An 18,025-nucleotide genomic window follows, 5' to 3' on the forward strand; every position below is an offset into this window, starting at 1 on the left:
GAGACCTTAGCTCATTCTGTTTTTATAATCCGTATAATCAAACTCCTTATATATTTCAAGTTGGTTATCCTGACGCCACAATGCGATAGCCGGATGTGATATTCCATTAAACATGGTTGTTTTCACAATAGTATAATGAATCATATCCTCAAATACAATTTTATCTCCTATCGCTAAAGGTTCATCAAAAGACCAATCGCCCATAAAATCGCCGCTCAGGCAGCTGTTACCACCCATCCGGTATGTTGGTTTTCCTTCAACAGGATCATGGTATGCACCTCGTATCTTTGGCTTGTAAGGCATCTCTAAGCAATCGGGCATATGACAGGCAAACGAAACATCCAGAATAGCTGTTTTTATTCCCTGATTTTCTACTACATCTATAACAGAGGACACTAACACGCCTGTTTGCCAAGCAAATGCACTTCCGGGTTCCATTATAATTTCGAGATGTGGATATTTCTCTCTTAAAGAAAGTAGCAATTCAACCAGATGCTCTACATCATAATCGTCACGGGTCATCAGATGCCCCCCCCCCATATTCAACCATTTAGCCTGCTTAAGCCATTTGTCGAATTTAGTAATTACTACATTTAGAGTTTTCTCCAGATCAAAAGAAGAAGATTCGCATAGTGTATGAAAATGCAATCCTTCAACACCTTCGGGCAATTTATCCCCTAAAGCCTCGGGAGTTACTCCAAAACGTGATCCGGGTGCACATGGATTATACAAATCGGTTTCCACCTCCGAATATTCCGGGTTAATGCGAATTCCACACGAAACCTTATTTCCATCCGCTACAACCTGAGGGTAAAACCTTTCAAATTGCGTTAACGAATTAAAGGTTATATGATCGCTATATTTTAAGAATGTAGGAAAATTCTCATTTGTATAAGCAGGTGAAAAGGTATGTGCAGGACTTTTCATTTCCTCAAAAGCCAATTGTGCCTCAAACACCGAACTGGCTGTCGAGTAGGGTACATATTCGCGGATAATAGGGAAAGATTTCCACATGGCAAAAGCCTTAAACGCCAATATAATATTAACACCGGTACGATCTTTTACCGATTTTATCAACGATAAGTTTTTTCGTAACAAATCTTCTTCCATCACAAAACATGGAGAAGGTACTTTATGTATTTCTATCATCTTTTTTACGTCCTTATTTGAATATACAAAGATATTAATAAAAAAATTGCTTTATCCTTTTGATCGGATAAAACAATTTTGAGTTATTCAGGAGGTCTAAAACTCAGACCTTATCTCACATTGGCAATACTGATAATATCCGAAAATACACCTGCCGCAGTTACACTTGCTCCCGCACCATATCCTTTTATAATCATCGGATACTCATTGTAACGCTCGGTTGTAATCTGAATTATATTGTTGCTGCCTTCCAGTTCATAAAACGGATGGCTCATATCAACTTCCTGTAAGCCTACTTCACATTCGCCATTTTCGTATTTGGCTACGAAACGAAGGTGCTTTCCTTCGACTTCCAAATTTTGACGGCGGTCCTCAAAGCCTTTGTCAACTTCAGCGATACTACCCCAAAACTCATCGAGCGTACCATCAAAATATTTCTGAGGAACAAATAGTTTTACTTTCACATCTTTTTGCTCGACTTTATATCCGGCTTCGCGACTAAGAATAACCAATTTACGGATTACATCCTGCCCGCATAAATCAACACGTGGATCGGGTTCAGCATATCCTGCCTCCTTTGCCATCTGCACAGCTTTACTAAATGGAATATCTTTACTTATAGTATTGAATATAAAGTTAAGTGTTCCCGACAATACGGCTTCAATCTTGATGATTTTATCACCCGAATTAGTAAGCGAATTCATTGTATTAATAATGGGAAGCCCTGCCCCCACATTCGTTTCAAACAAAAACTTCACGTTACGCTCACGAGCTGTATTTTTCAATTTCAAATAATTGTCGTAAGCCGACGAAGCAGCAATCTTATTGGCAGTAACTACCGAAACATTATTGGCCAACAATCCGTCATACAACGAAGCAACTTGTTCACTGGCTGTACAATCGACAAAAACAGCATTGAATATATTCATATCCAAAATTTTGTCTTGTAATATACTGGGAGAACTTGCAATACCGTCTTTGTGGAGAAGCTCTCTGTAATTATCCAGATCAATACCTTCTCTGCAAAACAAAGCCTTACGCCCGTTGGCAATACCTGCCACATTTAACTTTAGAGAATACTGTTGCTTTAATTTCGGCTGTTGCTTTTTGATCTGTTCTATCAAATGACCACCGACAATCCCCGTACCTCCAACAATAAAAAGATTCAATACTTTATATTCTGATAAGAAAAACGAATCGTGAATCGAGTTCAACGCCTTTCTCAAATATTTATTTTTGATAACAAAAGAGATATTTACTTCCGAAGCTCCCTGAGCACAGGCAACTACGCTGATACCACTTTTGCCCAATGTTTCGAATAGTTTTCCGGCAATACCGGGAGTATATTTCATATTCTCTCCAACAATAGATACTGTTGCCAAGTCACGCTCCAACTGAACCCTATTGATACTACCCAGAGATATTTCATTTGCAAACTCCTCTTCCAATACACTCGCTGCCAAATCGGCATCTACCGAACGAACCCCTATCGAGGTACTGTTTTCGGATGAAGCCTGAGAGACCAAAAACACACTGATAGCATTTTTAGCCAAGGCACGGAATATTCGGTAATTGACCCCAATAATACCAACCATACCCAACCCTTGAACGGTAAGCAAACAAGTATCATCTATGGATGAAATACCTTTTATCAGAGCCTTGCGTTTGTTTTCTCCCCCATCGTGGGAAATAAAAGTTCCGGGCAATTCGGGGTGAAACGTATTCTTGATACGAATAGGAATATTCTTATGGTAAACAGGGAATATTGTAGGTGGGTATATAACCTTTGCCCCAAAGTTGCAAAGCTCGGTAGCTTCCGTAAAAGTCAAATGCTCTATCACATACGCTCCGCTGATTACTTTCGGATCAGCCGACATAAAGCCATCTACATCTGTCCATATTTCTAAGACATCGGCATCTAAAGCCGAAGCGAATATGGCTGCAGTGTAATCCGAACCGCCTCTTCCCAGATTGGTAATCTCATTTCTCGATTTACAGGCAGAAATAAAACCTGCCACCAATACTTTTCCAGACGATGTTGCAAAAGCATTTTTAATCAGAGAGCTTGACAATTCGATATCAGGAGTATGTTTTCCGAAAGCCGAATTAGTCTTTATTAATTGAATAGCATCCAGATGCTCGAAATCACTTAATACATAACTTACAATAAGAGACGATAATCTCTCGCCATAACTTACAATTTTATCAGACGTACGTTGCGAAAGGTCATTTATTAAATAAACACCTTTAAATATATTGCTAAGTTCGTCTAACAATACATTGATTTTAGATAAAAGGTCGGATTCTGTTTTCTTGTCAAAATTCAAACCTTCTATTATCGAAAGATGAGTATCAATAATTCCCTTAAAGCTCAATTCATAATCGGCATTCCCATCGGCAGCAAGCAATGAGGTTGCCATCAATTTGTCCGTTATTCCTCCAAACGCAGACGCTACAATAACCAAAGAGCCTTTTTCGGCATCTATTATCTTTTTTACATTTAGTATATTTTGAGCCGATCCTAGAGAGGTTCCGCCAAATTTCATTACTTTCATAGCTATGTCGGGTCTAAAATTTATTGCTTTTCGTTCGAAGGTCTCAAACCTTTTTTATTGTCATTTTATGTATGACGTTAACCTACAAATATAAAGATTTAATCTTTGTTTACAAAATTAAGAAAATGATACACGCTTAAATACAAAAAGTGATGGAATCAGTTTAGATTCCATCACTTTTCTATTTTACGATCCTATATTCTTATTATTGTAGATCTACCATAGTTTCATTAGCTCCGATTCTGTTTGATAAAGATGTTTTAAGTTCTCTTTCAAATCCGGTCGATCTTGTTTCTACAGATAGCGTTGATTTTGCACCGCCTATAGTTGCTAATATTTGAGAAAGGATAACTTCATCAGCAGTACCCAGCTCTCCTAAAAGTATCTTCTTTTCCGCAGCAACTTTAACTTCCTGAATTGGAGTATTAGGAGCAAAACCTGCTGTGTAGTTATAGTTCTTATTAACGTCAGCCATATACAAATATGCCAAAGTCAAATTCCATTTAGCACCCGTTTCTTTTTCGGTAGTTCTTGCAGTTGCAATATTACGCCCTTTCGTTTTCTCTCCAACAAGTACAACATCATTTGCTCTATATGCTTTAATGGCATTGATTAATGCCTCTGAAGCACCCGCTGTTGTTTGTCCTGTTATTATATATATCTTACCCAATTGATCTCCTAATGTAGGAATAGCAACTCCCTTACCGTCGGCAGTCTTATTTTGAAAGTTTAATGGTCTAACAGGTGTTGGTAGGTCAGGACGATATACTTGCTGAATAAAAGCCTTATTTATATCACGACCTTTTACCAAAGCACTACCTAATGCCTGAACTCCGCTAAGACTTCCTCCTGAATTATAGCGTACATCAAATACAAGATCAGTTACTCCCTTATCTTTGAACTCGGTCAACTTAGCTGCTAAGCTGTTGTCATAAGCATAATTTGCTCCTGCTGAAAAATTATTGTAGGCAATATAACCAACCTTCTTAGATCCCACAGTCAAAATACTAGACGTATGCATCGGGGCTTCCACATAGTTTGCTACAGGCGAAAATGACACAGATCTCTCCTCTGTAATCATAGGGGTTCTTATAGATAATGTTATTTTCTCACCTTTACTATATGCACTTGCCAATAAAGTAGATGCATTAGCTGCAGTAACAGCAGTTCCATTTACTTTTGTGATATACAATCCACGTGCCATAAAGTCTTTCGCTGGGGTATTAGGCTTTACGTATAAAACCACATAATAGGTTACCCCACTGATATAATTGTTAATTGCGTACTCAAATCCCGGATCATATACTGTTACAGCCGGTTCGCTTGTTGATGAAATTCTTGAATAATTATATTTATTTCCTCCGTCAGTGTAAACATCATTCGCACTTAACAACGATCTAAAAAAAGCCGTAGTTTCTTGGTTTAAAGCGACGTTATTAGGAGTCCAGAGGTAGTTATTTTTCATAACCGTAAGTATCTGCTCGTTGGTGGTGGTATCCACAGGGGTAACCGGATTATCATTACCACCACAAGATACCATAAACATAGTACCTAAAACAATAGTCAGTATTGTAAAAAGTCTTTTTTTCATATTTTCGCTACTTAAGTATTATATTAATGTTGGGGCAAAATTAGATATTTTATTTATTTCTACCAAATTAGCTCTCCCTTACCTTGGCGTACTACTGTTGGTTCTCCATCAGTACAATCGACTATAGTTGAAGCCTCTAAGCCTCCATATCCCCCGTCAACAATAAGGTCTACAATATTTTCATATTTTTCGTCCATCAACTCAGGGTCTGTAGTATATTCGATTATCTCATCATCATTTTTAACAGATGTTGTCAAAACAGGATTACCTAGAATTCTAACAATTTCCCGGATGATATTGTTGTCGGGTATCCTGATACCAACTGTTTTTTTATCTTTATATATTTTAGGCAGAGAGGATGTTGTATTTAACAAAAAAGTAAAGGGTCCGGGCAAATTTTTCTTCATTAATTTAAACGTAGAGGTATCTACCTTAGCATATTCGCTGATATTACTCAAGTCATAGCATATAATCGATAAATTACTCTTTGCCGGATTTATACCTTTCATCTTACAAATTTTCTCTACAGCTCTCACATTTAGAGCATCACAACCAATTGCATAAACAGTATCGGTAGGATAGATAACCAATCCTCCATCTTGAAGAACCTTCACCACTTTATCAATTTCTTTTTGATTGGGATTTTCCGGATATATTTTTATTAACATAATTATTCCTAAACTTTTTTCTTTGTACAGAAGAGTGTATCTATTCCGTTTATTTGTGTTTCTTTAAAACACGACAAATATATAAAAAAAGAGACAGAAAACGCTTGTTTTCTGTCTCTTAAGACTTATAGCCTTTTATTCTTTTTCTTCAGGAATAAATTCCGGCTTATTTATTTGCGTTAAACTCATCCATCACGGCAGCAGTTAATCCCATATTAGAGAAACCTCCATCGTGAAATAAGTTTTGCATGGTTACCTTGCGAGTCAAATCCGAAAACATGACAATACAATAGTCTGCACACTCTTCAGCATTGGCATTACCTAGAGGCGACATTTTTTCGGCAAATTCAAGAAATCCGCCCATACCTCCGATACCTGCTCCGGCAGTGGTCATTGTAGGTGATTGTGAAATCGTGTTCACACGGACACCTTTATCACGTCCATATACATAACCAAAACTACGACCTATCGATTCAAGCAACGATTTAGCATCAGCCATATCATTATATCCTGCAAAAGTACGTTGTGCTGCAATATGAGTAAGAGCTAAAACCGAACCGCCTTCAGCAATCGCATCCATTTTTTTCGCAACCTGCATCATTTTGTGAAAAGAGACAGCCGAAATATCTAATGTTTTATCTAAAAATTTATAGTCTAAATCATCATAATCCCGTCCTTTACGTACGTTTGGAGACATACCTATTGAGTGAAGAACGAAGTCAATCTTACCACCCAGAATTTCTTGCGATCTTGCAAAAACAAGCTCAAGATCTTCTACGATTGTAGCATCTGCAGGAATCACTTCTGTCTTTAATTTGTCAGCCAATGCATTAGTTTCTCCCATCCTCATTGCCATAGGAGTATTTGATAATGTAATAGTTGCTCCTTGCTCTACTGCTTTTTCTGCAACTTTCCATGCTATTGACATTTCATTTAGAGCTCCAAAGACGATACCTCTTTTGCCCTTTAATAAGTTATGACTCATTTTTATTTTTCTATTAGTGAATAATATTCTTTTTGATTGTTGAATGGCACAAAAATACTAAAAATGTGCAATATCTATATTCTTTTACCTAAAATTTCCCATAAATAAGAAATTACTCTTAATAAACAGCCTCCTTGAAAAACAGAAGAATCACTCATAACCAAATGAATATCTTTTGATTACACGATCTATTTTGAAAATCGAAATCCATAACAACGAAATATGCATATCCTGTTTTTTAGCTTTCTTTTTTACTTAATCAACGCAACATTCTATTGGAATGAGGTTAGAACTTACTTTCACTTCGATTCTTCAAATAAATCAATCATAAAGGAAATAAGCTCCAATAAGTATTTTTGAATCTATTCGATCAAAATCAGACATGCAGCCCAATATTAGAATAATGCTGCAACTCCGTTCTTTATTAGCAAAGGTTTTTATTTAATACAATTGATTAAGGCAAACATCCTGCACTATAAATTATTTTAGGTATCATGTAAAGTATAAAGGGAATTGTTGATAGAAGATCGTAATATAAATAGTTATTTTCTGGGAAATAAATCCGTATCAATAAGTATGTATCAATCGAAATAAGAAGAGGTTTGTAAGAATTTATTAAATATCTTTTGCGGTTCTCATTGAAACATATATCTTTGCAACCCGAAAAAGAAGGGAGGTTTTGATTAATACTTAGAATAATATAGTACTGAAACATAGGCTTTACAATAAGAATAAAGCATTATGCATGTATCCGACTCAATTAGATTAGATTGAGATGGACTTATTTTAATAAATCAAAACGTATTTTTTATAAACTGAAATTTAAAAATTAAAATTATGATAGTTGTTCCTATTAAAGAAGGTGAAAACATCGAAAAAGCACTTAAAAAATTCAAAAGAAAATTCGAAAAAACTGGTGTAGTAAAAGAACTAAGACGTCGTCAAGCTTTTGAAAAACCATCTATTACGAATAGAAAACAAAGAATTCACGCTGCATACGTACAAAAACTTCATCAAATAGAAGATTAAAACATTTGTATTTATAACAACGATTGTATAACTTCGTCTCTGAACCAGAAAGGTAAATAATGACGATAGTTGACAAATATATAGATTATCTCCGTTATGAAAAGAACTACTCTTCTCACACGGAGATTTCTTATTATAGTGACCTTACCCAATTCAGAGATTTTATAGACACAAATTACTCTGACGTCGAACTGGAAACTGTAGATGGCGATATCGTCAGAGCATGGATCATCTTTTTAATGGAGGCTAAGACCTCCGCTCGTTCTGTCAACAGAAAACTGAGCTCTTTGAAATCATTTTATCGGTACCTCCAAAAGATGGGGCTAGTATCCATAAGTCCCTTAAAAAAAATAAGCGGACCTAAAGCGAAAAAGCCAATACCATCGTTTGTGAATTATGCGGATATGGAAAAGGTGCTTGATCTCGAAGTTTTGGACAATGATTATGAATCATTCCGAGACAAAGTTATCCTCGAGTTATTCTACGTAACCGGTATGCGAAGAGCAGAACTTATCGGACTAACTGATAAAGATGTGGATCTTTATTCGGGCAGTATAAGGGTTACGGGAAAACGTAACAAACAGCGAATCATACCCATTAGCAAGAACACCATAACACTAATAGATGATTATCTTGAAATACGCAACCAAAATTTCGAGAACCAAACAGTCTCTTTCTTTGTTAAAAAAGACGGAGAACCAATCTATCCCATGTTAATCCATCGGATAGTAAGCAGTCACCTCAAGTGGATTCCGACTTTAGCGAAAGCAAGTCCACACGTTTTAAGACATTCGTTTGCTACAGGAATGCTTAACAACGGAGCTGACATAAATGCGGTAAAAGAACTGCTAGGACATTCGAGTTTAGCATCTACTGAGATTTACACGCATACATCTTTTGACGAACTTAAGAAAATATACAATAAAGCTCATCCTCGAGCATAACTATTAAAACAAAAGGAGGAATCATGATGGACATTAAAATTCAAGCGCTACACTTTGACGCTAGTGAAAAACTTAGAGAGTTTATCCAAAAGAAGGTAATTAAGCTAGAAAAATATTCAGACGACATATTAAGTGCAGATATTATACTTAAGGTTGTAAAACCAGAAACCAGTAATAATAAAGATGCATCAATAAAGTTAAATGTCAAGAATGATGAGCTTTACGCAAATAAAACAGCCGAAAGTTTCGAAGAAGCAATCGATTTATGTTCAGAGGCTTTGGAAAAGCAACTGATCAAGTACAAAGAAAAAGTGCAACCTAAGTAAAATTAACTGATATTTTCTTGGGAGTTAAGAAATTTCTTTCTATTTTTGTCGCCGTTTCGCATAAAGCACATCTGCGAAGCGGCGATTATTATTTAGAGAATAATCAAGCCCATGCCTCTTTAGCTCAGTTGGCCAGAGCACGTGATTTGTAATCTCGGGGTCGTTGGTTCGAATCCGACAAGAGGCTCAAAAAAAAAGAAAGGCAAAAGCCTATTTTTTCAGTGAGAAAAAGGGGCAGTTACCAGAGTGGCCAAATGGGTCTGACTGTAACTCAGATAGCGTAAGCTTACGGTGGTTCGAATCCATCACTGCCCACTTTTTATTTTGCGAAAGTAGCTCAGTTGATAGAGCATCAGCCTTCCAAGCTGAGGGTCGCGGGTTTGAGCCCCGTCTTTCGCTCTCATCGCCAATGTAGCTCAGTTGGTAGAGCACTTCCTTGGTAAGGAAGAGGTCACGGGTTCAAGTCCCGTCATAGGCTCTAGAGATTGCAGCAGGCAATATAATAACGGTGGTTTTATTATCACCATAGAAAAGAATTAGAAAAGCAATCATTAATTAATAAGTACACTTTATTATGGCAAAAGAACATTTTAACCGGTCGAAACCACACGTAAATATCGGTACAATCGGTCACGTTGACCACGGTAAAACTACTCTTACTGCTGCTATCACTAAAGTATTAGCAGATAAAGGGTTCTCTGAAGCTAAATCTTTTGATCAAATCGATAACGCTCCTGAAGAAAAAGAACGTGGTATCACTATCAATACTTCTCACGTAGAATATCAAACAGCTAACCGTCACTACGCTCACGTTGACTGTCCAGGTCACGCTGACTACGTAAAAAACATGGTTACTGGTGCTGCACAAATGGACGGTGCTATCATTGTAGTTGCTGCAACTGATGGTCCTATGCCTCAAACTCGTGAGCACATTCTTCTAGCACGTCAGGTAAACGTACCTCGTCTAGTTGTATTCATGAACAAATGCGATATCGTTGAAGACGAAGAAATGTTGGAACTAGTTGAAATGGAAATGAGAGAACTTCTTTCATTCTACAACTTCGACGGTGACAATACTCCAGTTATCCGCGGATCTGCTCTTGGAGCACTTAACGGTGTTGAGCCTTGGGTTAGCCAAGTTATGGAGCTTATGAACGCAGTTGATACTTGGATTGAATTACCTCCACGTGATGTTGACAAACCATTCCTTATGCCAGTTGAAGACGTATTCTCGATCACAGGTCGTGGTACTGTAGCAACAGGTCGTATCGAAACAGGTATCATCAAAACTTCTGAAGAAGTTCAAATCATCGGACTTGGATCTGAAGGAAAAAAATCAGTTGTTACTGGTGTTGAGATGTTCCGTAAAATCCTAGACGAAGGTCAAGCTGGTGATAACGTAGGTCTTTTACTTCGTGGTGTTGATAAAGACGATATCAAACGTGGTATGGTTATCACTCACCCAGGAAAAGTAACTCCTCACACTAAGTTCAAAGCTGAGGTATATATCTTGAAAAAAGAAGAAGGTGGACGTCACACTCCATTCCACAATAAATATCGCCCTCAATTCTATATTCGAACATTAGATGTTACAGGTGAAATCACTCTTCCAGAAGGAACTGACATGGTAATGCCAGGTGATAACTTAACAATCAATGTAGAATTGATCTACCCAGTAGCATGTAATGTAGGTCTACGTTTCGCTATCCGCGAAGGTGGTCGTACAGTAGGAGCTGGTCAGATTACAGAAATTGTTGAATAATATTTATTCAATCAAATAAAGCCAAAGTCGGCTAATAAATAGCCGACTTCAGTTTACGGGTTTAGCTCAGTTGGTAGAGCACTGGTCTCCAAAACCAGGTGTCGGGAGTTCGAGTCTCTCAACCCGTGCAAATCTCTTAATGGGTAATGAAAAAAATAATTCAATACGTAAAAGACTCATATAACGAACTTGTACACAAGGTTTCTTGGCCTACACGTGCAGAGCTTACAAACAGTGCTGTTGTTGTCATGATAGCTTCCTTTATTATGGCTCTAATAGTGTTTGGAATAGATTCTGCTTTCGAATGGGCACTTAAGTATTTTTACAATCTTGTATAATAATCCTCTTTAATTTATTAAAATGACTGAAATCGAAAAGAAATGGTACGTACTGCGTGCTGTTAGCGGAAAAGAAAATAAAGTCAAAGAGTATCTTGAGGCGGAAATAAAAAAAACCGAGTTAGGAAAATACATTTCTCAAGTTCTTATACCTACCGAAAAGACTTATATCATGCGTAATGGGAAAAAAGTTCTCAAAGAAAGAGCTTATCTCCCCGGATATATATTGATAGAAGCTGCTTTGGTGGGTGAAGTTGTGCATGAACTCCGCAATATAAATTATGTTGCAGGTTTTCTTCCTAATGCTACAAATCCTCAACCGTTAAGCCAATCTGAAGTAAATCGCATTTTAGGCACGATGGATGAGTTGGATGAGCAAAGCGAAGAAATGGATGTTCAATATATCGTAGGAGAAACAGTGAAGGTCAATAATGGACCATTCAATGGCTTCTCGGGTATTATTGAAGAAGTGAATGCAGAGAAAAAGAAACTCAAAGTGATGGTAAAGATATTCGGACGAAAAACTCCTCTCGAATTGAATTACTTACAAGTCGAAAAAGAACAATAAATTTGGTTACGCATTTTTTATTGATTTTCCACTAAGTTTTAAACAAAAACAAAAAAATTTAAAACAAAAATGGCTAAAGAAATTGCTGGACAATTAAAATTACAAATTAAAGGCGGTGCAGCAAATCCATCTCCTCCCGTAGGACCTGCTTTAGGTTCTAAAGGGATCAACATCATGGATTTTTGCAAGCAATTTAATGCCAGAACTCAAGACAAGGCAGGTAAAATATTACCAGTAGTAATTACTTACTACGCTGACAAGTCTTTTGATTTTATAATCAAAAATCCTCCTGTAGCAATACAACTACTTGAGCTTACTAAGCAAAAAAGTGGTTCTGCTGAACCTAACCGTAAAAAAATCTCTGAAATAACTTGGGAACAAGTACAAGTTATAGCTGAAGATAAAATGGGTGATTTGAATTGTTTTACAATCGAATCGGCTATGAAAATGGTTGCCGGAACAGCAAGAAGTATGGGGATCACTGTAAAAGGGGCTTTCCCTGATGTTAAATAAATAAACTTCAATTGAGAAATGGGTAAACTTACAAAAAATCAAAAGTTAGCTTTTAGCAAGATTGAAGCAGGGAAATCTTATTCACTTAAAGAAGCATCGGCACTTGTAAAAGAAATTACTACAAGTAAATTTGATGCATCTGTTGACGTAGATGTACGTCTAGGTGTAGATCCACGTAAAGCTAACCAGATGGTAAGAGGTGTAGTATCTCTTCCTCATGGAACAGGAAAACAAGTAAGAGTTCTTGTGTTATGTTCGCCAGACGCCGAAGCTGCTGCAAAAGAAGCCGGAGCAGACCACGTAGGTCTTGATGAATATATCGAAAAAATAAAAGGTGGCTGGACTGATATTGATGTTATCATCACTCAACCTGCCATTATGGGTAAAATCGGAGCTTTAGGTCGTGTACTAGGTCCTCGTGGTCTTATGCCGAATCCAAAGAGCGGTACTGTTACAGTAGATGTAGCAAAAGCTGTTACTGAGGTTAAAGCAGGTAAGATTGACTTTAAAGTAGACAAAACAGGTATTATCCATGCATCTATAGGTAAGGTATCATTTACTGCTGATCAAATCAAAGATAATGCGAAAGAATTTATCAATACGCTTATCAAATTGAAACCAAGTTCGGCTAAAGGTACTTATGTGAAGAGTGTATTTCTTTCTAGCACTATGAGTCCGGGTATTAAAATAGACCCTAAATCAGTAGACGAAAACTAATTAAAACTACGGAATTATGAGAAAGGAAGATAAAAGCACCATTATAGATACCATTGCAGCTACAATAAAAGGATATGATTACTTTTATTTGACTGATATCTCTACACTTAATGCAGCAAAAACCAGCGCTTTAAGAGCTGAATGCTTTAAGAGTGATATCAAGCTAATGGTAGTTAAAAATACCTTGTTGCAAAAAGCACTAGAATCATTAGATACTGATTATTCTGAATTGACTCCGGTCTTGACAGGTAACACTGCTATCATGCTTTCTAACGTTGCTAATGCTCCTGCTAAGTTAATCGACAAATATAGCAAAGAAGGTATACCAGCGCTTAAGGCTGCATACGTGCAAGAAAGCTTCTATGTAGGAGCCGAAAACCTAAAAGCGTTAGTAAATATCAAGAGCAAAGAAGAACTTCTTGGAGAGGTTATCGGATTGTTACAATCGCCTATCAAGAATGTTGTATCTGCTCTTCAATCAGGTGGTAACACCATCCACGGAGTACTTGAGACTCTATCGAAAAGATAAATTAAACAAAAGAAGTAATAACAATTTTAATACATACAAAAATGGCAGACGTAAAAGCTATTGCTGAACAACTAGTAAATTTGACAGTTAAAGAAGTTAGCGAATTGGCTGAAACTCTTAAAACAGAATACGGTATCGAACCAGCTGCTGCAGCTGTTGCCGTTGCTGCTCCTGCTGCTGCAGCAGAAGCTGTAGAAGAAAAAACAGCATTTGATGTTGTTTTGAAATCTGCTGGTGCAAACAAACTAGCTATAGTAAAAGCTGTTAAAGAACTTACAGGTTTAGGTTTGAAAGAAGCGAAAGATCTAGTAGATGCTGCTCCTTCTGAATTGAAAAAAGGTGTTAGCAAAGACGAAGCTGATGCATTGAAAAAACAATTGGAAGAAGCTGGAGCTGAAGTTGAACTTAAATAAAACAAAAAGATCCTGTTAATCAGGATGTTGGTTGAGAACCTTCTGAGTAAGGAGGTTCTTGACCTTTTTGCGTCAAAAGTAATTAGTTCAAAAAAAAGAGTATTCCATGTCTTCAACTACAACAAATCAAAGAATCAACTTTGCTTCAATAAAAAATCCTCTTCACTACCCAGATTTTCTTGAAGTACAACTAAAGTCTTTCAGAGACTTTTTACAGCTTGATACACCTCCTGAAAAAAGAAAGAAAGAAGGCTTATATAAAGTTTTTGCTGAGAATTTTCCTATCGCAGATACTCGTAACAACTTTGTATTAGAATTTTTGGACTACTATATCGATCCTCCCCGCTACACTATCGATGAGTGTGTTGAGAGAGGCTTAACATATAGTGTTCCTCTTAAAGCGAAGCTAAAACTTTACTGTACAGACCCTGATCATGAGGATTTCGATACAGTAATTCAAGACGTATACCTTGGACTAATTCCATACATGACAGAAAAAGGTACTTTTGTCATCAATGGAGCTGAGCGTGTAGTTGTATCGCAACTTCACCGTTCGCCAGGTGTATTCTTCGGACAAAGTGTACATGCCAATGGTAGTAAATTATACTCTGCTCGTATCATTCCATTCAAGGGTTCTTGGATTGAATTTGCAACAGACATCAACAGTGTCATGTATGCGTATATCGACAGAAAAAAGAAATTACCGGTAACTACTCTACTTAGAGCTATCGGTTTCGAAAGTGATAAAGATATTCTCGAAATATTTGACCTTGCCGAGGAAGTTAAAGTTAATAAGCAAAATCTAAAAAAGATTGAAGGACGCAGGCTTGCTGCCCGTATCCTTAAGACATGGATGGAAGATTTTGTAGATGAAGACACTGGTGAGGTTACTTCTATAGAACGAAATGAAGTTATAATCGAACGTGAAACTATTGTTGAGAAAGACCATATGGATGCTATTCTTGACTCGGGTGTAGCTTCGATATTGTTGCATAAGAGCAATCAGAATGCTTCAGATTATACTATAATCTATAACACTTTACAAAAAGACCCTAGTAACTCGGAAATAGACGCCGTGCGTCATATCTACCGCCAATTGCGTAGTGCCGAGCCTGCTGATGATACTAGTGCACGCGAGGTTATCAACAGTTTATTCTTCTCTGAAAAACGTTACGATTTAGGAGAAGTTGGTCGATACAGAATCAATAAGAAACTTGGTTTGAATACGAGCGTAGATGTTCGTGTTTTGACCAAAGAAGATATAATTGAAATCATAAAATACTTAATTGAGCTTATCAACTCCAAAGCAATTGTAGATGATATTGACCACTTAAGCAACAGACGTGTACGTACTGTAGGAGAACAACTTTACAACCAGTTTGGAGTTGGTCTTAACCGTATGGCCCGTATCATTCGTGAGAGAATGAATGTGCGCGACAATGAGGTATTTACTCCTATTGACTTGATCAATGCGAAAACTATTTCATCTGTTGTGAATACATTCTTCGGAACGAATGCACTTTCTCAGTTTATGGATCAAACCAACCCTCTGGCTGAGATTACTCACAAACGCCGTATGTCGGCCTTAGGACCAGGTGGTCTTTCTCGCGAAAGAGCAGGTTTCGAGGTTCGTGACGTTCACTTCACTCACTATGGTCGTTTGTGTCCAATTGAAACTCCTGAGGGACCAAATATCGGTCTTATTTCTTCTCTTTGTGTATATGCTAAAATCAACGAACTGGGATTCATCGAGACTCCTTATCGTAAGGTTACCAATAACAAAGTAGACCTTTCTGAAGATGGTATTATTTACCTTGCAGCAGAAGAGGAAGAAGAAAAAATTATCGCTCAAGGAAATGCTCCTTTAGATGATAACGGAAGTTTCATTAATACTCGTGTAAAAGCTCGTCAGGATGCCGACTATCCGGTAGTAGGTCCTGAGGAAATCGAATTGATGGACGTATCTCCTACTCAGATTGCATCTATTGCAGCATCTTTGATTCCTTTCTTGGAGCATGATGATGCCAACCGTGCACTGATGGGATCTAATATGATGCGCCAGGCAGTTCCTTTACTTCGTACCGAAGCTCCTATCGTGGGAACTGGTATCGAAGGCTTGCTTATTAAAGATTCGCGTACACAAGTTGTGGCAGAAGGTCCCGGCGAGATTGTGTATGTGGATGCGAGTACTATTAAGATTAAATATGACCGTACAGACGACGAAGAATTTATAAGCTTCGACAGTGCTGTTAAGACACATATAGTACCTAAATTCAGAAAGACTAACCAGAATACTACTATTGACCTTCGCCCAACATGCAAAAAAGGTCAACGTGTAGAAACAGGTGATATCCTGACTGAAGGGTATTCTACTGAAGATGGTGAATTGGCAATCGGAAAGAACCTTAAGGTTGCTTTCATGCCTTGGAAAGGTTATAACTTTGAGGATGCTATCGTATTGAACGAACGTATTGTTCGCGAAGACGTATTTACATCTGTTCACGTAGAAGAGTTTTCTCTTGATGTACGTGATACTAAACGTGGTGTGGAGGAATTAACTTCTGATATTCCTAACGTTAGTGAAGAAGCAACCAAAGACTTGGATGAAAGAGGAATCGTTCGCATAGGAGCTCGTGTGGGTCCCGGCGACATTCTTATCGGTAAGATTACTCCTAAGGGAGAATCGGATCCTTCTCCTGAGGAAAAACTTCTTCGTGCCATATTCGGAGACAAAGCCGGAGATGTGAAAGATGCTTCATTGAAAGCTTCTCCATCATTGAAGGGTGTTGTTATCGGAACTAACTTGTTCTCTAAAGCCGCTAAAAAAGGAAAAACAAAACTTTCGAGCAAAGCATTGCTTCCTAAATTAGACGAAGAGTATGAAGAAAAAATGGCTAAACAAAAATCTATCTTGGTAGATAAGCTATTGGTTCTGACCGAAGGAAAAGCATCTCAAGGAGTAAAAGATTATTTGAATACAGATGTTATTGCGAAGGGTGCTAAATTTACAAAATCGGCACTTGACAGCATCGACTTCGAATCGATACAAGTAAGTAAATGGACTGCGGACGATAACAAAAATGAGCTTATTAAGAGCGTTATTGTAAATTATCTACGTAAGTACAAAGAACTTGACGCTGAATTGAAACGTAAGCGTTTCGATCTTACAATCGGTGATGAACTTCCATCGGGTATTGTACAAATCGCAAAAGTATACGTAGCTAAGAAACGTAAAGTGCAGGTAGGTGATAAGATGGCAGGACGTCACGGTAACAAAGGTATCGTGTCTCGTATCGTTCGTCAAGAAGATATGCCATTCTTACCCGACGGAACACCGGTTGATATTGTGTTGAACCCACTTGGTGTGCCTTCTCGTATGAACCTTGGACAGATTTTCGAAACTGTGCTTGGTTGGGCAGGTAAAGAACTGGGTGTGAAGTTTGCAACTCCAATTTTTGACGGTGCAAGTCTTGATGACCTGAATGAATGGACTGACAAAGCAGGTGTGCCTCGTTATGGTAAAGCTTATCTATACGATGGTGGAACCGGAGATCGTTTTGACCAAACTGCAACTGTAGGAATTATCTACATGTTGAAACTGGGTCACATGGTTGAAGACAAAATGCACGCTCGTTCTATCGGACCATACTCACTTATTACGCAACAACCTCTTGGAGGTAAGGCTCAATTCGGGGGTCAACGTTTCGGAGAGATGGAGGTTTGGGCACTTGAAGCATTTGGTGCTGCTCACATCTTACAAGAAATACTTACAATCAAGTCGGATGACGTGATGGGACGCTCTAAAGCTTACGAAGCTATTGTTAAGGGCGAACCAATGCCACAACCGGGTATACCTGAATCATTGAATGTATTGTTACATGAAATGAGAGGTCTTGGTTTAAGCGTAACTCTTGATTAATAAAACATAGGATTTGTGG

The 18,025-nt window shown here is 37.7% G+C and carries 16 protein-coding genes and 5 tRNA genes; 16 read left to right on the plus strand and 5 right to left on the minus strand.

All coding sequences use genetic code 11. The annotated features are described in order from the left end of the window. Nucleotides 1-6: 6 nt before the first annotated feature. The 5 genes from nspC to G7051_RS05115 form a co-directional block, all read right to left on the minus strand. Nucleotides 7-1,149 (minus strand): carboxynorspermidine decarboxylase, encoded by a 1,143-nt coding sequence (nspC, locus tag G7051_RS05095; protein ID WP_166198909.1) that lies wholly within the window; start codon nt 1,147-1,149, stop codon nt 7-9. 110 nt (nt 1,150-1,259) lie between these two features. Then, nucleotides 1,260-3,704, minus strand: a complete 2,445-nt coding sequence (gene thrA, locus G7051_RS05100) for a bifunctional aspartate kinase/homoserine dehydrogenase I (RefSeq protein ID WP_166198910.1) — start codon at nt 3,702-3,704, stop codon at nt 1,260-1,262. Nucleotides 3,705-3,909: 205 nt separating this feature from the next. After that, on the minus strand, nt 3,910-5,295 hold the full coding sequence (locus G7051_RS05105) for a S41 family peptidase (protein ID WP_166198911.1): 1,386 nt from the start codon (nt 5,293-5,295) through the stop codon (nt 3,910-3,912). A 59-nt stretch (nt 5,296-5,354) separates the two neighbouring features. Next, complete coding sequence (locus tag G7051_RS05110) at nt 5,355-5,963, minus strand: L-threonylcarbamoyladenylate synthase (RefSeq protein ID WP_166198912.1); 609 nt, start codon at nt 5,961-5,963, stop codon at nt 5,355-5,357. Between the two features lie 166 nt (nt 5,964-6,129). After that, nucleotides 6,130-6,948 carry an enoyl-ACP reductase gene (locus G7051_RS05115; RefSeq protein ID WP_166112062.1) on the minus strand — a complete coding sequence of 273 codons (819 nt, stop codon included), beginning with the start codon at nt 6,946-6,948 and terminating at the stop codon, nt 6,130-6,132. Between the two features lie 837 nt (nt 6,949-7,785). Between G7051_RS05115 and rpsU the strand changes: the two genes are divergently transcribed. From rpsU to rpoB, 16 genes are all read left to right on the plus strand, one after another. Next, complete coding sequence (gene rpsU / locus G7051_RS05120) at nt 7,786-7,977, plus strand: 30S ribosomal protein S21 (protein WP_050708328.1); 192 nt, start codon at nt 7,786-7,788, stop codon at nt 7,975-7,977. 59 nt (nt 7,978-8,036) lie between these two features. Then, complete coding sequence (gene xerC / locus G7051_RS05125) at nt 8,037-8,921, plus strand: tyrosine recombinase XerC (protein ID WP_185155006.1); 885 nt, start codon at nt 8,037-8,039, stop codon at nt 8,919-8,921. 26 nt (nt 8,922-8,947) lie between these two features. Further along, nucleotides 8,948-9,247: a ribosome hibernation-promoting factor, HPF/YfiA family gene (gene hpf, locus G7051_RS05130; RefSeq protein ID WP_166117642.1), complete on the plus strand. Its 300-nt coding sequence runs from the start codon at nt 8,948-8,950 to the stop codon at nt 9,245-9,247. Nucleotides 9,248-9,360: 113 nt separating this feature from the next. Then, nucleotides 9,361-9,434 (plus strand) — tRNA-Thr (locus G7051_RS05135). Between the two features lie 45 nt (nt 9,435-9,479). Next, a tRNA-Tyr gene (locus tag G7051_RS05140) sits at nt 9,480-9,562 on the plus strand. A gap of 11 nt (nt 9,563-9,573) precedes the next feature. After that, nucleotides 9,574-9,646, plus strand: a tRNA-Gly gene (locus G7051_RS05145). Between the two features lie 6 nt (nt 9,647-9,652). Next, nucleotides 9,653-9,725, plus strand: a tRNA-Thr gene (locus G7051_RS05150). A 96-nt stretch (nt 9,726-9,821) separates the two neighbouring features. After that, entirely contained in the window at nt 9,822-11,009 is a 1,188-nt protein-coding gene (gene tuf, locus G7051_RS05155) for an elongation factor Tu (RefSeq protein WP_166112065.1), read from the plus strand. Nucleotides 11,010-11,064: 55 nt separating this feature from the next. After that, nucleotides 11,065-11,137, plus strand: a tRNA-Trp gene (locus tag G7051_RS05160). Nucleotides 11,138-11,155: 18 nt separating this feature from the next. Continuing rightward, nucleotides 11,156-11,347, plus strand: a complete 192-nt coding sequence (gene secE / locus G7051_RS05165) for a preprotein translocase subunit SecE (RefSeq protein WP_166112068.1) — start codon at nt 11,156-11,158, stop codon at nt 11,345-11,347. Nucleotides 11,348-11,369: 22 nt separating this feature from the next. Then, complete coding sequence (gene nusG / locus G7051_RS05170; RefSeq protein ID WP_166112071.1) at nt 11,370-11,915, plus strand: transcription termination/antitermination protein NusG; 546 nt, start codon at nt 11,370-11,372, stop codon at nt 11,913-11,915. A 69-nt stretch (nt 11,916-11,984) separates the two neighbouring features. Then, nucleotides 11,985-12,428, plus strand: a complete 444-nt coding sequence (gene rplK, locus G7051_RS05175) for a 50S ribosomal protein L11 (protein ID WP_166112074.1) — start codon at nt 11,985-11,987, stop codon at nt 12,426-12,428. Between the two features lie 18 nt (nt 12,429-12,446). Next, nucleotides 12,447-13,145 (plus strand): 50S ribosomal protein L1, encoded by a 699-nt coding sequence (rplA, locus tag G7051_RS05180; protein WP_166112077.1) that lies wholly within the window; start codon nt 12,447-12,449, stop codon nt 13,143-13,145. A 16-nt stretch (nt 13,146-13,161) separates the two neighbouring features. Further along, entirely contained in the window at nt 13,162-13,674 is a 513-nt protein-coding gene (gene rplJ / locus G7051_RS05185; protein ID WP_166198913.1) for a 50S ribosomal protein L10, read from the plus strand. A gap of 41 nt (nt 13,675-13,715) precedes the next feature. Next, entirely contained in the window at nt 13,716-14,087 is a 372-nt protein-coding gene (gene rplL, locus G7051_RS05190; RefSeq protein WP_110310220.1) for a 50S ribosomal protein L7/L12, read from the plus strand. A gap of 106 nt (nt 14,088-14,193) precedes the next feature. After that, nucleotides 14,194-18,006 carry a DNA-directed RNA polymerase subunit beta gene (rpoB, locus tag G7051_RS05195; RefSeq protein WP_166112083.1) on the plus strand — a complete coding sequence of 1,271 codons (3,813 nt, stop codon included), beginning with the start codon at nt 14,194-14,196 and terminating at the stop codon, nt 18,004-18,006. Nucleotides 18,007-18,025 lie beyond the last annotated feature (19 nt).

The organism is Dysgonomonas sp. HDW5B, assembly GCF_011299335.1.
Lineage (GTDB): Bacteria > Bacteroidota > Bacteroidia > Bacteroidales > Dysgonomonadaceae > Dysgonomonas_A.

Coding starts and splice junctions, on each gene's coding strand:
- nspC (WP_166198909.1), bottom strand. CDS start 1,149: ATGATAGAAATACATAAAGTACCTTCTCCATGTTTTGTGATGGAAGAA.
- thrA (WP_166198910.1), bottom strand. CDS start 3,704: ATGAAAGTAATGAAATTTGGCGGAACCTCTCTAGGATCGGCTCAAAAT.
- G7051_RS05105 (WP_166198911.1), bottom strand. CDS start 5,295: ATGAAAAAAAGACTTTTTACAATACTGACTATTGTTTTAGGTACTATG.
- G7051_RS05110 (WP_166198912.1), bottom strand. CDS start 5,963: ATGTTAATAAAAATATATCCGGAAAATCCCAATCAAAAAGAAATTGAT.
- G7051_RS05115 (WP_166112062.1), bottom strand. CDS start 6,948: ATGAGTCATAACTTATTAAAGGGCAAAAGAGGTATCGTCTTTGGAGCT.
- rpsU (WP_050708328.1), top strand. CDS start 7,786: ATGATAGTTGTTCCTATTAAAGAAGGTGAAAACATCGAAAAAGCACTT.
- xerC (WP_185155006.1), top strand. CDS start 8,037: ATGACGATAGTTGACAAATATATAGATTATCTCCGTTATGAAAAGAAC.
- hpf (WP_166117642.1), top strand. CDS start 8,948: ATGGACATTAAAATTCAAGCGCTACACTTTGACGCTAGTGAAAAACTT.
- tuf (WP_166112065.1), top strand. CDS start 9,822: ATGGCAAAAGAACATTTTAACCGGTCGAAACCACACGTAAATATCGGT.
- secE (WP_166112068.1), top strand. CDS start 11,156: ATGAAAAAAATAATTCAATACGTAAAAGACTCATATAACGAACTTGTA.
- nusG (WP_166112071.1), top strand. CDS start 11,370: ATGACTGAAATCGAAAAGAAATGGTACGTACTGCGTGCTGTTAGCGGA.
- rplK (WP_166112074.1), top strand. CDS start 11,985: ATGGCTAAAGAAATTGCTGGACAATTAAAATTACAAATTAAAGGCGGT.
- rplA (WP_166112077.1), top strand. CDS start 12,447: ATGGGTAAACTTACAAAAAATCAAAAGTTAGCTTTTAGCAAGATTGAA.
- rplJ (WP_166198913.1), top strand. CDS start 13,162: ATGAGAAAGGAAGATAAAAGCACCATTATAGATACCATTGCAGCTACA.
- rplL (WP_110310220.1), top strand. CDS start 13,716: ATGGCAGACGTAAAAGCTATTGCTGAACAACTAGTAAATTTGACAGTT.
- rpoB (WP_166112083.1), top strand. CDS start 14,194: ATGTCTTCAACTACAACAAATCAAAGAATCAACTTTGCTTCAATAAAA.